The organism is Frigidibacter oleivorans, assembly GCF_003993775.1.
Classification (GTDB): domain Bacteria; phylum Pseudomonadota; class Alphaproteobacteria; order Rhodobacterales; family Rhodobacteraceae; genus Frigidibacter; species Frigidibacter oleivorans.
The window spans coordinates 249,932-263,791 of the sequence record NZ_RJRZ01000003.1 but is presented as its reverse complement, the minus strand read 5'-3'; the positions used below and the strand labels follow the sequence as shown (position 1 = coordinate 263,791).

The window sequence follows — 13,860 nt, the reverse complement described above, 5'->3', positions numbered from 1 at the left end:
GTGCCGGGCCGCACCCCACCGGGCGAGCGCGCCGCCGCGGCCGAGGTGCGGCGGATCGCGCTGGTCATCGCACTGACGATGGTGCTGTGGATGGGGGCGCAATGGCTGGGCGGCAAGGTCGGGCTGGAGACGCGCTATGTCTTCCTGTTCGACCTGATGGCACTGGCGGCCTTCGGCTGGACGCTGGTGGCGACGTGGCGGATCTGGCAGCGGGGCAGGCGCCCATGAGCGGCGCCAGCAAGTTGAGGATGCAAGGATGCTGAAGGATCAGGACCGGATCTTTACCAACCTCTACGGGATGCATGACCGCAGCCTCAAGGGCGCGCAGGCGCGCGGCCACTGGGACGGCACGGCCGACATCCTGGCGAAGGGGCGGGACTGGATCGTCGAGGAGATGAAGAAGTCCGGCCTGCGCGGCCGGGGCGGCGCGGGCTTCCCCACCGGGCTCAAATGGTCCTTCATGCCCAAGCAGTCGGACGGGCGGCCCGCCTATCTGGTGATCAATGCCGACGAATCCGAACCCGCGACCTGCAAGGACCGCGAGATCATGCGCCACGACCCGCATACGCTGGTCGAGGGCGCGCTGATCGCCGGTTTCGCGATGAACGCGGTCGCGGCCTATATCTACATCCGCGGCGAATATGTGCGCGAGAAAGAGGCGCTGCAGGCCGCCATCGACGAGGCCTATGACGCCGGGCTGATCGGGGTGAATGCCGGCGGCAGCGGCTATGACTTCGACGTGTTCCTGCATCACGGCGCCGGCGCCTATATCTGCGGCGAGGAAACCGCGCTGCTGGAAAGCCTCGAGGGCAAGAAGGGCATGCCGCGGATGAAGCCGCCGTTTCCGGCGGGCGCGGGGCTGTATGGTTGCCCGACCACGGTGAACAACGTCGAGTCGATCGCGGTGGTGCCGACGATCCTGCGCCGCGGCGGCGACTGGTTCGCCAGCTTCGGCCGCCCGAACAACGCGGGCGTGAAGCTCTTCGCGATGTCGGGCCATGTGAACGCCCCCTGTGTGATCGAGGAGGCGATGTCGATCAGCATGAAGGAGCTGATCGAGAAGCATGGCGGCGGCGTCCGGGGCGGCTGGAAGAACCTGAAGGCGGTGATCCCCGGCGGCGCCTCCTGCCCGATCATCCCGGCCAGCCAGTGCGACGACGCGATCATGGACTATGACGGGATGCGCGCGCTGCAATCCTCGTTCGGCACGGCCTGCATGATCGTCATGGACCAGTCCACCGATGTGGTGAAAGCGGTCTGGCGGCTGTCGAAATTCTTCAAGCACGAAAGCTGCGGCCAGTGCACGCCCTGCCGCGAGGGCACGGGCTGGATGATGCGGGTGATGGACCGTCTGGTGACGGGCGATGCGGAACCCGAGGAAATCGACATGCTGCTGTCGGTCACCAAGCAGGTCGAGGGCCACACGATCTGCGCGCTCGGCGATGCGGCGGCCTGGCCGATCCAGGGCCTGATCCGGCACTATCGCGAAGAGATCGAGGACCGGATCAAGGCGAAGAAGACCGGGCGCATGGGCGCCATGGCGGCGGAGTGACGCGATGCGGCGCGCGGCGGGGATCATCGGACTGGTGGGGACGGGGGTGCTGAGCGCCTGCGCCGCGCCCTCCGGCACCGGCGGGGCGATGGCCCCGGCCGGACCCGCGCGCGTGCCCGTGGCGGTGGAGGGCAAGGCCTTCCTGGCCGAGATCGCCCCCGGCCCCGCGGGCATCCGCCTGACCGCCGCGGGCGCGGTGCCGGTGCCGGGGATGGGCGTCACCGTCCGGCGCAGCGCCACGCCGCTCGGCTATGACGAGGGCAAGGTCGCCAAGGAGGCCGCGCGTCTGGCCTGCGAGGGGCAGGGGCGGCGCTTCGACGGCACGGTGCAGGGCCGCTTCGGCCAGGGAGCCTGGCAATTCGCGGGGGCCTGCGCATGACCGGAATGCATCTGGCGGAACTGAACATCGGCCGGCTGGTCGCGGAACCGGGCGACCCGCGCGTGGCCGAATTCATGGCGGCGCTGGACCGGGTGAACGGCCTGGGCAAGCGGATGCCCGGCTTCGTCTGGATGATGGAAGGCTCGGGCGAACCGGGGACGGGAAACACCGAGACGAAGATCGGCGGAGACCCGCAATTCGTGTCGAACCTGACGGTCTGGGAAAGCGTCGAGACGCTGGAACACTTCGTCTGGAACACCGTCCACCGCGCCTTCTACGAACGCCGGGCGGAGTGGTTTCAGGTCCTGGGCCGGATGCATTTCGTGATGTGGTGGGTGCCTGCGGGGCATCGCCCGACGCTGGACGAGGGTCTGGCGCGGCTGGCCCATCTGCAGGACCACGGCAACAGCGACCACGCCTTCGGCTGGTCGCATCTGAAAGAGGCGCGCCTGTGGCAGGACCACGGCTGCGCGCATATGGCAGCGGAGTAACGCGATGTCGAACACGCGCAAGATCATCATCGACGACATCGAGGTCGAGGTCGATCCGAACCTGACGCTGATCCAGGCCTGCGAACAGGCGGGGATCGAGATCCCGCGCTTCTGCTATCACGAACGGCTCAGCATCGCCGGCAACTGCCGGATGTGTCTGGTCGAGGTGGTGGGCGGCCCGCCGAAGCCCGCGGCCAGCTGCGCGATGCAGGTCAAGGACCTGCGCCCCGGCCCGGACGGCGCGCCCTCGGTCATCCGGACCAACTCGCCGATGGTGAAGAAGGCCCGCGAGGGCGTGATGGAGTTCCTGCTGATCAACCATCCGCTCGACTGTCCGATCTGCGACCAGGGCGGCGAATGCGACCTGCAGGATCAGGCGATGGCCTATGGCGTCGATTTCAGCCGCTATCGCGAGCCGAAGCGCGCGAACGAGGATCTGAACCTCGGCCCGCTGGTCGAGACGCATATGACCCGCTGCATCAGCTGCACCCGCTGCGTGCGCTTCACCACCGAGGTGGCGGGCATCACCCAGATGGGCCAGACCGGCCGCGGCGAGGATGCCGAGATCACCAGCTATCTGAACACCACGCTGGCCTCGAACCTTCAGGGCAACATCATCGACCTGTGCCCGGTGGGCGCGCTGGTGTCGAAGCCCTATGCCTTCACCGCCCGGCCTTGGGAACTGACCAAGACCGAGACCATCGACGTGATGGACGCGCTCGGCTCGAACATCCGGGTCGACGTGAAGGGGCGCGAGGTCATGCGCATCCTGCCGCGCAACCATGACGGCGTGAACGAGGAGTGGATCAGCGACAAGACCCGCTTCGTCTGGGACGGGCTGCGCCGCCAGCGGCTGGACACGCCCTATATCCGCGAGAACGGCAAGCTGCGGAAGGCGACGTGGGCCGAGGCGCTGGCCGCCGCCGCCACCGCGATGCAGGGCCGCAAGGTCACGGGCCTGATCGGCGATCTGGCCCCGGTGGAGGCGGCCTGGTCGCTGAAGACACTGGTCCAGGGGCTGGGCGGGTCTGTCGAATGCCGCACCGATGGCGCGAAGCTGCCCGCGGGCAACCGCGCCGCCTATGCCGGCACCGCCCGGATCGAGGATATCGACATGGCGCAGTCGATCCTGCTGGTCGGGACCGACCCGCGGGCCGAGGCGCCGGTGCTGAACGCCCGCATCCGCAAGGCCTGGGCGCGGGGGGCCGAGGTGGCGCTGATCGGGCCGGCCGCGGATCTGACCTATGACTACCGCCATGCCGGCACCGACCGCGCCGCCCTGTCCGCGCTGCGGGCCGAGGCGGAGCGCGACGGGGCGGATGGCAAGGCCGGGCTGGTGATCCTCGGGCAGGGGGCGCTGACCGAGGCCGATGGCGCGGCGGTGCTGGCCGAGGTGCAGGCGCTGTGCGCGGCGACGGGGGCGGGGCTGCTGGTCCTGCACACGGCGGCGAGCCGGGTGGGCGCGCTCGACGTGGGCTGCGTGACCGAGGGCGGGATCAAGGCCGCGACCGAGGGCGCGGAGGTGATCTACAACCTCGGCGCCGACGAGGTGGAGATCGCCCCGGGCGCCACGGTGATCTATCAGGGCAGCCATGGCGACCGCGGCGCGCACCGGGCCGACATCATCCTGCCCGCCGCCGCCTATACCGAGGAAAACGGCCTGTTCGTGAACACCGAAGGCCGGCCGCAACTGGCGCTGCGCGCGGGCTTCCCGCCCGGAGAGGCCAAGGAGAACTGGGCGATCCTGCGGGCGCTGTCGGCCCAGCTGGGCCAGACCCTGCCCTGGGACAGCCTCGCGCAGCTGCGCCAGCGGCTGGTCGCGGATCACCCGCATCTGGCCCGGATCGACCATGTCGCCGAGAAGGCGGGCGAGGCGCTGCCGCGGGGCGAGCTGGGGCAGGCGGGCTTCCGCACCGCGGTGCGCGACTTCTACCTGACCAACCCGATCGCCCGTGCCTCGGCGCTGATGGCGGAACTGTCGGCGATGGCGGCGGCGCGCGACGCGGCCCCGCTCGCGGCCGAATGATCCGATGCGCGCCCCCGCCCGCCTCGCCATGATCGGGCCCGGCCTTCTGGCGGGGCTGGCGGGCTGCGCGGACCCCGCGCCCGAGGCGGCGCAGGGGCGGGCCGAACCGGCCTATCTGGGGGTCGAGACGCGGCTGCTGAGCGGCGATCTGGTCAGCTTCCGCGTCGCGGTCGAAGGCGCGGAGGGGCTGGAGGATGTCGAATCCTATGCCGCCTGCGCCGCGGCGCAATATGCGCTGATCCGGGGCTATGGATTTGCCCGCCACGTGCGGACGAATGTCGATGAACGGGGTGGCGTTTGGCGGGCGGATGCTGTTTACACCATCTCGCCAGCACTACCCCGGGGCATCGCCACGCTCGACGCCGAAGTCGTCGTGGCCGACTGCGCCGAACAGGGAATACCGACGGTCTGAGGGACAAAAGGCAACATGGCTGAGTTTCTTTCCACACCACTGGGCACGCTGATCCTGATCCTGCTTCAGGGGCTGGGGATCATCGCCTTCGTGATGCTGTCCCTGCTGTTCCTCGTCTATGGCGACCGCAAGATCTGGGCCGCCGTGCAGCTGCGCCGCGGCCCGAACGTGGTGGGCGCCTTCGGCCTGCTGCAATCGGTGGCCGACGCGCTGAAATACGTCGTGAAAGAGGTGGTGGTTCCCGCCGGGTCCGACAAGTTCGTCTTCTTCCTCGCGCCGATGCTCAGCTTCGTGCTGGCGGTGATCGCCTGGGCGGTGATCCCCTTCGCGGACGGCTGGGTGATGGCCGACATCAACGTGGCCATCCTCTTCGTCTTCGCGGCCTCCTCGCTCGAGGTCTACGGGGTGATCATGGGGGGCTGGGCCTCGAACTCCAAATACCCGTTCCTGGGCTCGCTGCGGTCGGCCGCGCAGATGATCTCCTACGAGGTCAGCCTCGGGCTGATCATCATCGGCGTCATCATCTCGACCGGCTCGATGAGCTTCGGCGCCATCGTCGAGGCGCAGCGCGGCAGCTTCGGCCTGTTCAACTGGTACTGGCTGCCGCATCTGCCGATGGTGGTGCTGTTCTTCATCTCGGCGCTGGCGGAAACCAACCGCCCGCCCTTCGACCTGCCCGAGGCGGAATCGGAACTCGTCGCGGGCTTCATGGTCGAATATTCCTCGACCCCCTACCTGCTGTTCATGGCGGGCGAATACATCGCCATCTTCCTGATGTGCGCGCTGATCTCGCTGCTGTTCTTCGGCGGCTGGCTGTCGCCCATCCCCGGCCTGCCCGACGGCGCGCTGTGGATGGTGGCGAAGATGTGGGTGTTCTTCTTCATGTTCGCGATGGTGAAGGCCATCGTGCCGCGCTACCGCTATGACCAGCTGATGCGGATCGGCTGGAAGGTGTTCCTGCCCCTGTCGCTGGGCTGGGTGGTGCTGGTCTCGTTCCTCGCGAAATTCGAAATCCTCGGCGGTGCCTGGGCCCGCTGGACGATGGGAGGCTGACGCATGGCAACCTTCGACTATACCCGCGCGGCGAAATACTTCCTGCTGTTCGACTTCATCAAGGGCTTCGGCCTGGGGATGAAGTACTTCTTCGCGCCAAAGGAAACCCTGAACTACCCGCATGAGAAGGGGCCGCTCAGCCCCCGCTTCCGCGGCGAACACGCGCTGCGCCGCTATCCCAACGGCGAGGAACGCTGCATCGCCTGCAAGCTGTGCGAGGCGATCTGCCCGGCGCAGGCCATCACCATCGACGCCGAACCGCGCGAGGATGGCAGCCGCCGGACCACCCGCTACGACATCGACATGACGAAATGCATCTATTGCGGCTTCTGCCAGGAAGCCTGCCCGGTGGATGCCATCGTCGAGGGGCCGAACTTCGAATTCGCCACCGAAACGCGCGAGGAGCTGTTCTACGACAAGGACAAGCTGCTGGCGAACGGCGCGCGGTGGGAGGCCGAGATCGCCCGCAACCTCGAACTGGATGCGCCCTACAGATGAGCACCGATCCGTTCCAGAAGCTTTTCGCGCAGATGATGGAGCAGGGCCACGAGATGGCCCGCTCCTTCAACCCTGCCTTGGAAACCTTTCGCGTGAAAGGCTTCGAGGATCTGATCCCCACGATGTCGCGCGACTTCATGGAGATGGCCTTCGGGCGCACCTTCAACCGCGACGGGCTGGACGCCAAGACCCGGCTGCTGGTCACCATCGCGGCGCTGACCGTGCTGGGGGCGCAGGCCGACGCGCAGCTGAAGCTGACGATCCGGCACGCGCTGGAGGCCGGCGCGAAGAAGCGGGAGATCGCGGAAGTGATCTACCAGATGAGCATGTTCGGCGGGCTGCCCGCCATGACCCGGGCGCTGGAAATCGCGCAGGGCGTCTTCGGCGAAGACGACGACAAGGAGTGAGGGGCGCATGACGGTCTTCGAGTTTTCCTTCTACCTCTTCGCCATCGTGGCGGTGGCCTCGGGGCTGATGGTGGTCGTCGCCCGCAACCCGGTGCATTCGGTGCTGTGGCTGATCCTCGCCTTCCTCTCCGCCGCCGGGCTCTTCGTGCTGCTGGGGGCCGAATTCGTGGCGATGCTGCTGATCATCGTCTATGTCGGCGCGGTCGCGGTGCTGTTCCTCTTCGTGGTGATGATGCTCGACATCGACTTCGCCGAACTGAAGGGCGAGATGGCGCGCTACATGCCGCTCGGCCTGCTGATCGGCGTGGTGATCGTGCTGCAGCTCGGCATCGCCTTCGGCGCCTGGCAGACCTCGGAGGCGGCCGAGGCGTTGCGCGTGTCGCCGGTGCCCGAGGGCGTGACCAATACCGCCGCACTCGGCGCGCTGATCTACGACCGTTACATCTTCCTGTTCCAGACCGCGGGTCTGATCCTGCTGACCGCGATGATCGGCGCCATCGTGCTGACGCTGCGGCACCGGACCAGCGTCAAGCGGCAGGACGTGCTGAAGCAGATGTACCGCCGCCCGGAAGAGGCGATGGAACTGCGCGACGTGAAGCCGGGGCAGGGGCTGTGACGGCCCGCCCCGGTCCGGCCGGGGCGACGGCGATTGGACATTTCAACGGGTGGGACGACCCGGAGGGACGCAAATGATCGGACTGACACATTACCTGGGCGTGGCGGCCGCGCTGTTCGTGATCGGCATCTTCGGGATCTTCCTGAACCGGAAGAACGTGATCGTCATCCTGATGTCCATCGAGCTGATGCTGCTGGCGGTGAACATCAACTTCGTCGCCTTCTCGGCCCATCTGCAGGATCTGGCCGGGCAGGTCTTCACCATGTTCGTGCTGACGGTCGCGGCGGCCGAGGCGGCGATCGGCCTTGCCATCCTCGTCTGCTTCTTCCGCAACCGCGGCACGATCGACGTCGAAGACGTCAACATGATGAAAGGGTAAGGTCCCGTGGAGACGATCATCCTCTTCGCCCCGCTCGTGGGGGCCATCGTCGCGGGTTTCGGCTGGCGCGTGATTTCGGAAACCGGCGCGCAGGCGGTGACGACGGGGCTGCTGTTCCTGGCCTGCCTGCTGTCCTGGATCGTGTTCCTGGGCTTCGACGGCGAGACGCGGCATATCCACATCCTCGACTGGATCCAGTCCGGCAGCCTTGCCACCGAATGGTCGATCCGGCTGGACCGGCTGACCGCGATCATGCTGATCGTCGTCACCACCGTCTCGGCGCTGGTGCACCTGTATTCCTGGGGCTACATGGCCCATGACGACAACTGGGGCCATCACGACCATTACAAGGCGCGCTTCTTCGCCTACCTGTCCTTCTTCACCTTCGCGATGCTGATGCTGGTGACCTCGGACAACCTGGTGCAGATGTTCTTCGGCTGGGAGGGCGTGGGCGTCGCCTCCTACCTGCTGATCGGCTTCTACTATCGCAAGGCCAGCGCCAATGCGGCGGCGATGAAGGCCTTCATCGTCAACCGTGTGGGTGACTTCGGCTTTGCGCTCGGCATCTTCGCGCTGTTCTACCTCGTCGACTCGATCGCGATGGACGACGTGTTCAACGCCGCGCCGGAACTGGCGCAGACGCAGCTGACCTTCCTGTGGACCGACTGGAACGCGGCGAACCTGATCGGGGTGCTGCTGTTCATCGGCGCGATGGGCAAGTCGGCGCAGCTGTTCCTGCACACCTGGCTGCCCGACGCGATGGAGGGGCCGACACCGGTGTCGGCGCTGATCCATGCCGCGACGATGGTGACGGCGGGGGTGTTCCTCGTTTGCCGGATGTCGCCGCTCTATGAATTCGCCCCCCAGGCGAAGATGTTCATCATCTATCTGGGCGCCACCACCGCCTTCTTCGCGGCGACCGTCGGTCTGGTGCAGAACGACATCAAGCGCGTGATCGCCTATTCGACCTGCTCGCAGCTCGGCTACATGTTCGTGGCGGCGGGGGCGGGCGTCTATGGCGCGGCGATGTTCCACCTGCTGACCCACGCCTTCTTCAAGGCGATGCTGTTCCTCGGCGCCGGGTCGGTGATCCACGCGATGCACCACGAACAGGACATGCGGAACTATGGCGGGCTGCGCCGCAAGATCCCGCTGACCTTCTGGGCGATGATGATCGGTACGCTGGCGATCACCGGCGTCGGCATCCCGCTGACCCATATCGGCTTCGCGGGCTTCCTGTCCAAGGACGCGATCATCGAGAGCGCCTATGCCTCGGGCGTGGGCTATGCCTTCTGGCTGCTGGTCATCGCCGCGATGTTCACCTCGTTCTATTCCTGGCGGCTGATGTTCCTGACCTTCTTCGGCAAGCCGCGCGGCGACCACCACACCCATGACCACGCGCATGAAAGCCCGATGGTCATGCTGGTGCCGCTCGGGGTGCTGGCGCTTGGCGCGGTGTTCTCGGGGATGCTGTGGTACAACAGCTTCTTCGGCGACCATGACCGGGTGACGCAGTTCTTCGGCATGCCGCATCATGCCGAGGCGAGCGAGGGCGAACATGCCGGGGCGGGCGAAGCCGGGACCGGCCATGCCGAACCGGCGCCGGCCGAAACGGCCGCCGCTGACACTGCTGCCACACCGGAAGTGCCGGCGGCCCCTGCAGGCGAAGCGGCCCCCGCCGAAACGGCCACGGCCGACGCCGCTCCGGAGACCGCCGCCGCCGATACCACCGCCCAAGGCACAGCCGCGCCCGCCGCCGATGCCGGCCACGCGACCGACGAGGCGCATGCCACCGGGCTCGGCCCCGTCGGCGCGATCTACATGGCCCCCGACAACCACGTCATGGACGAAGCGCACCATGCCCCGGTCTGGGTCAAGGTCTCGCCCTTCGTGGCGATGCTGATCGGGCTGGTCACGGCCTGGGTGTTCTACATCCGCGATCCTGCGATCCCCGGCCGGCTCGCGGCCTCGCAGCCGGTGCTCTACAACTTCCTGCTGAACAAGTGGTATTTCGACGAGGTCTATGACGCGATCTTCGTCCGCCCGGCGAAATTCCTCGGCGGCTTCCTGTGGAAGCGCGGCGACGGCAACGTCATCGACGGGTCGATCAACGGCGTGGCGATGGGCATCGTGCCCTTCTTCACCCGGCTCGCGGGGCGGGCGCAGTCCGGCTACCTGTTCCACTATGCATTCGCCATGGTGATCGGCATAGCGCTGCTGGTCACCTGGATGGCGCTGACGGGCGGCGCCGAGTAAGGGACGACGGGACCAATGGAAAACCTCCTCTCCATCATCACCTTCGCCCCGATCGTCGCGGCGCTGATCCTCGCCATCTTCCTGCGCGGCGAGGACCGGGCGGCGCAGATGAACGCCAAATGGGTGGCGCTGTTCGCGACGCTGGTGACCTTCCTGATGTCGCTGTTCCTGCTGGCAGGCTTCGACGGGGCCGATACCGGCTTCCAGTTCGTCGAGGATCACGACTGGATCATGGGCCTGCGCTACAAGGTCGGCGTCGACGGAATCTCGGTGCTGTTCGTGCTGCTGACCACCTTCCTGATGCCGCTGGTCATCTGGTCGGCCTGGCAGGTGGAAACCCGCGTCAAGGAATACATGATCGCCTTCCTGCTGCTGGAAGGGCTGATGATCGGCGTGTTCATCGCGCTGGACCTGGTGCTGTTCTACCTGTTCTTCGAGGCGGGCCTGATCCCGATGTTCCTGATCATCGGCATCTGGGGCGGCAAGGACCGGATCTATGCCGCGTTCAAGTTCTTCCTCTACACCTTCCTCGGCTCGGTTCTGATGCTGGTGGCGATGATCGCCATGTATGTGGATGCGGGCACCACCGACATCGTCGCGCTGTTGCGGCACGACTTTTCCTCGGCGCCGATGGTGGTGCTGGGCTTCCAGGTCGCGGGCGGGCTGCAGACGCTGCTGTGGATCGCCTTCTTCGCCAGCTTCGCGGTGAAGATGCCGATGTGGCCGGTGCATACCTGGCTGCCCGATGCCCACGTGCAGGCGCCCACCGCCGGGTCGGTGGTTCTGGCCGCGATCCTGCTGAAGATGGGGGGCTACGGCTTCCTGCGCTTCAGCCTGCCGATGTTCCCCATCGCCTCGGACATGCTGGCGCCCTTCGTGCTGTGGCTGTCGGCCATTGCCATCGTCTACACCTCGCTGGTGGCGCTGGCGCAGTCGGACATGAAGAAGCTGATCGCCTATTCCTCGGTCGCGCATATGGGCTATGTGACCATGGGCATCTTCGCCGCCAACCAGCAGGGCATCGACGGCGCCATCTTTCAGATGATCAGCCACGGCTTCATCTCGGGCGCGCTGTTCCTCTGTGTCGGCGTCATCTACGACCGGATGCACACGCGCGAGATCGACGCCTATGGCGGGCTGGTGAACCGGATGCCGGCCTATGCGCTGGTCTTCATGTTCTTCACCATGGCCAATGTGGGCCTGCCGGGCACCAGCGGCTTCATCGGCGAATTCCTGACGCTGATGGGCGCCTTCCAGGCCAATACCTGGGTTGCGGCGGTGGCGACGAGCGGGGTCATCCTCTCGGCCGCCTATGCGCTGTGGCTGTACCGCCGGGTCGTCTTCGGCGACCTGATCAAGGAAAGCCTGCGCTCGATCGCCGACATGGACCGGCGCGAGAAGCTGATCTTCGCGCCGCTGGTGGCGATGACCCTGCTGCTCGGCGTCTATCCGCGGGTGGTCACGGATGTGATCGGCCCCTCGGTCGGCGCGCTGGTCGCAGACTATCAGGACGCCATTCCCGCCGAGGCGACGGAACTCGCCGACGCCGCTGCCACGCACTGAGGACCGGATCATGACCTCTGCCGATTTCTCCACCGTCCTGCCCGAGGTGCTGCTGGCGCTCTATGCGATGGCGGTGCTGTTGCTTGGCGTCTATGGCGGCAAGGACAGGCTGACCGGCCCGATCACCTGGACCACCGTCGCGGCGCTGCTGCTGATCGCGGCGATGGTGGGCTTCGGCGGCCCGGGCGAGCGCACGGCCTTCGGCGGCACCTTCATCGACGACGCCTTCTCGCGCTTCGCCAAGGTCACGCTGCTGATCGGCGCGGCGGCGGTGCTGGCGATGGGCAGCGACTACATGATCCGGCGCGACATGGGCCGGTTCGAATACCCGGTGCTGGTTTGCCTGTCGGTGACGGGCATGATGATCATGGTGTCCTCGGGCGACCTGATGACGCTCTACATGGGGCTGGAGCTGCAGTCCTTCGCCATCTACATCCTCGCCTCGATCCGCCGCGACAGCGTGAAATCGACCGAGGCCGGGATGAAGTATTTCGTGCTGGGCGCGCTCAGCTCGGGCCTGCTGCTCTATGGCGCGTCGCTGACCTACGGCTTCTCGGGCACCACGCAGTTCGCGGGCATCCTCTCTGCCGTCGGCGGGGCCGAGACGCTGCCCGTGGGTCTGCTGTTCGGGCTCGTCTTCCTGATCGCGGGCCTCGCCTTCAAGGTGTCGGCCGTGCCCTTCCACATGTGGACGCCCGACGTCTATGAAGGCGCGCCGACCCCGGTGACGGCGCTGCTGGCCACCGCGCCCAAGGTGGCGGCCACGGCGCTGTTCGCGCGGCTGGTCTTCGACGCCTTCGGCACCGTCACCGCGGACTGGGGGCAGATCGTGGCCTTCCTGTCGGTGGCCTCGATGTTCCTCGGCTCGGTCGCCGCCATCGGCCAGCGCAACATCAAGCGGCTGATGGCCTATTCCTCGATCACCCATATGGGCTTCGCGCTGATGGGCCTTGCCGCGGGGACCGAGGCGGGCGTGCAGGCGATGCTGATCTACATGGCGGTCTATGTCGCGATGAACGTCGGCACCTTCGCCTTCATCCTGTCGATGTCGCGCGATGGCCAGCCGGTGACCGATATCGGCGCGCTGAACATGTATGCCAAGGGCGAACCGGCCAAGGCGCTGGCGATGCTGGTGCTGATGTTCAGCCTTGCGGGCGTGCCGCCGATGCTGGGCTTCTTCGCGAAATACGGGGTGCTGATGGCGGCCGTGGGCGCGGGCATGGGCTGGCTGGCGGTGCTCGGCGCCATCGCCTCGGTCATCGGTGCCTATTACTACCTGCGGCTGGTCTACTTCATGTATTTCGGGGCCGAGGGCGATGCGCTGGACACCCAGATGCCCGCCGTCCGCTGGGCGCTGCTGATGGGATCGGCGGCGGTGATGGTGCTGGGCGTGGTCAACATGTTCGGTGTCGAGGGTGCCGCGGCGCTGGCGGCGGAAGCGCTTGTCCGCTGACCCGGCCGCCCCGGCGGACGACTGGCCCGAGGGCGTCGCGCGGCATGTCCTGCGTGAGGTGGACAGCACCAATGCCGAGGCCGCGCGCCTGGCCCCGCACCTGACCCGGCCGACCTGGATCCTCGCCCTGCGCCAGACCGCCGGGCGCGGGCGGCGCGGGCGCGAGTGGCGGGACCCGCCGGGCAACTTCGCGGCGACGCTGGTGATGCGGCCCGAAGGCGGGGCGGGGCAGGCGGCGCTGCGCAGCTTCGTCGCGGCGCTGGCGGTGCACGAGGCGCTGACCCTGGCTGCGGGACCGGCGGCGCGGCTGTCGATCAAATGGCCGAACGACGTGCTGCTGAACGGCGGCAAGGTCGCGGGGGTCCTGCTGGAAGGGTTGGGCCAGGGTGCCGGCCTGCAACACCTCGCGGTCGGGATCGGGGTCAATCTGGCTCAGGCGCCGCCCGCCTCCGATCTGGGGCAGACGAACGTGCCCCCCGTGTCGCTGCGCGGCGAGACCGGCATCGCGGTCGCCCCCGAAGAATTCCTGTCCCTGCTCGGCCCGGCCTTCGCCCGGTGGGAGGCGAGCCTCGTCACCTGGGGCTTCGCGCCGCTGCGCACCGCCTGGCTGGCGCGCGCCGCGCGGCTGGGGCAGACCGTCACCGCGCGGACGATGCGCGACAGCGTCACCGGCGTCTTCGAGACGATCGACGAGACCGGCGCGCTGGTGCTGGCGACGCCGGGGGGCCGCGTCACCATCCCCGCGGCGGACGTCTATTTCTGAGAGGGGGCGCGC

The 13,860-nt window shown here is 67.5% G+C and carries 15 protein-coding genes; all 15 read left to right on the top strand.

Translation table 11 applies throughout. The features are described from left to right. A complete protein-coding gene (locus EEY80_RS06465) occupies positions 1–228 on the top strand; it encodes a DUF5337 domain-containing protein (RefSeq protein WP_126975760.1) in 228 nt (75 codons plus the stop codon). 28 nt (positions 229–256) lie between these two features. After that, complete coding sequence (gene nuoF / locus EEY80_RS06460) at positions 257–1,552, top strand: NADH-quinone oxidoreductase subunit NuoF (RefSeq protein ID WP_126975759.1); 1,296 nt, start codon at positions 257–259, stop codon at positions 1,550–1,552. A gap of 4 nt (positions 1,553–1,556) precedes the next feature. Continuing rightward, the gene (locus tag EEY80_RS06455) at positions 1,557–1,931 is read left to right on the top strand and encodes a hypothetical protein (RefSeq protein WP_126975758.1); all 375 of its coding nucleotides are present in this window, start codon (positions 1,557–1,559) and stop codon (positions 1,929–1,931) included. Continuing rightward, on the top strand, positions 1,928–2,422 hold the full coding sequence (locus EEY80_RS06450) for a DUF3291 domain-containing protein (RefSeq protein WP_126975757.1): 495 nt from the start codon (positions 1,928–1,930) through the stop codon (positions 2,420–2,422). The genes EEY80_RS06455 and EEY80_RS06450 overlap by 4 nt, the downstream gene beginning before the upstream one ends. 4 nt (positions 2,423–2,426) lie before the next feature. After that, positions 2,427–4,448, top strand: a complete 2,022-nt coding sequence (gene nuoG, locus EEY80_RS06445) for an NADH-quinone oxidoreductase subunit NuoG (protein ID WP_126975756.1) — start codon at positions 2,427–2,429, stop codon at positions 4,446–4,448. 4 nt (positions 4,449–4,452) lie between these two features. Further along, on the top strand, positions 4,453–4,860 hold the full coding sequence (locus EEY80_RS06440) for a hypothetical protein (RefSeq protein WP_126975755.1): 408 nt from the start codon (positions 4,453–4,455) through the stop codon (positions 4,858–4,860). A 15-nt stretch (positions 4,861–4,875) separates the two neighbouring features. Further along, complete coding sequence (nuoH, locus tag EEY80_RS06435) at positions 4,876–5,913, top strand: NADH-quinone oxidoreductase subunit NuoH (protein WP_126975754.1); 1,038 nt, start codon at positions 4,876–4,878, stop codon at positions 5,911–5,913. A gap of 3 nt (positions 5,914–5,916) precedes the next feature. Beyond that, a complete protein-coding gene (gene nuoI, locus EEY80_RS06430) occupies positions 5,917–6,411 on the top strand; it encodes an NADH-quinone oxidoreductase subunit NuoI (protein ID WP_126975753.1) in 495 nt (164 codons plus the stop codon). Then, on the top strand, positions 6,408–6,818 hold the full coding sequence (locus EEY80_RS06425) for a carboxymuconolactone decarboxylase family protein (RefSeq protein WP_126975752.1): 411 nt from the start codon (positions 6,408–6,410) through the stop codon (positions 6,816–6,818). Before nuoI ends, EEY80_RS06425 begins: the two co-directional genes overlap by 4 nt. Positions 6,819–6,825: 7 nt before the next feature. Further along, complete coding sequence (locus EEY80_RS06420; protein WP_126975751.1) at positions 6,826–7,434, top strand: NADH-quinone oxidoreductase subunit J; 609 nt, start codon at positions 6,826–6,828, stop codon at positions 7,432–7,434. A 73-nt stretch (positions 7,435–7,507) separates the two neighbouring features. Further along, a complete protein-coding gene (gene nuoK, locus EEY80_RS06415) occupies positions 7,508–7,813 on the top strand; it encodes an NADH-quinone oxidoreductase subunit NuoK (protein WP_126975750.1) in 306 nt (101 codons plus the stop codon). Positions 7,814–7,819: 6 nt separating this feature from the next. After that, positions 7,820–10,069, top strand: coding sequence for an NADH-quinone oxidoreductase subunit L (gene nuoL, locus EEY80_RS06410; protein WP_126975749.1), 2,250 nt, complete (start codon positions 7,820–7,822; stop codon positions 10,067–10,069). 15 nt (positions 10,070–10,084) lie between these two features. Further along, the gene (locus EEY80_RS06405) at positions 10,085–11,632 is read left to right on the top strand and encodes an NADH-quinone oxidoreductase subunit M (RefSeq protein WP_126975748.1); all 1,548 of its coding nucleotides are present in this window, start codon (positions 10,085–10,087) and stop codon (positions 11,630–11,632) included. A 10-nt stretch (positions 11,633–11,642) separates the two neighbouring features. Continuing rightward, positions 11,643–13,085 carry an NADH-quinone oxidoreductase subunit NuoN gene (gene nuoN / locus EEY80_RS06400; RefSeq protein ID WP_126975747.1) on the top strand — a complete coding sequence of 481 codons (1,443 nt, stop codon included), beginning with the start codon at positions 11,643–11,645 and terminating at the stop codon, positions 13,083–13,085. Next, positions 13,075–13,848, top strand: coding sequence for a biotin--[acetyl-CoA-carboxylase] ligase (locus EEY80_RS06395; RefSeq protein ID WP_126975746.1), 774 nt, complete (start codon positions 13,075–13,077; stop codon positions 13,846–13,848). Before nuoN ends, EEY80_RS06395 begins: the two co-directional genes overlap by 11 nt. Positions 13,849–13,860 lie beyond the last annotated feature (12 nt).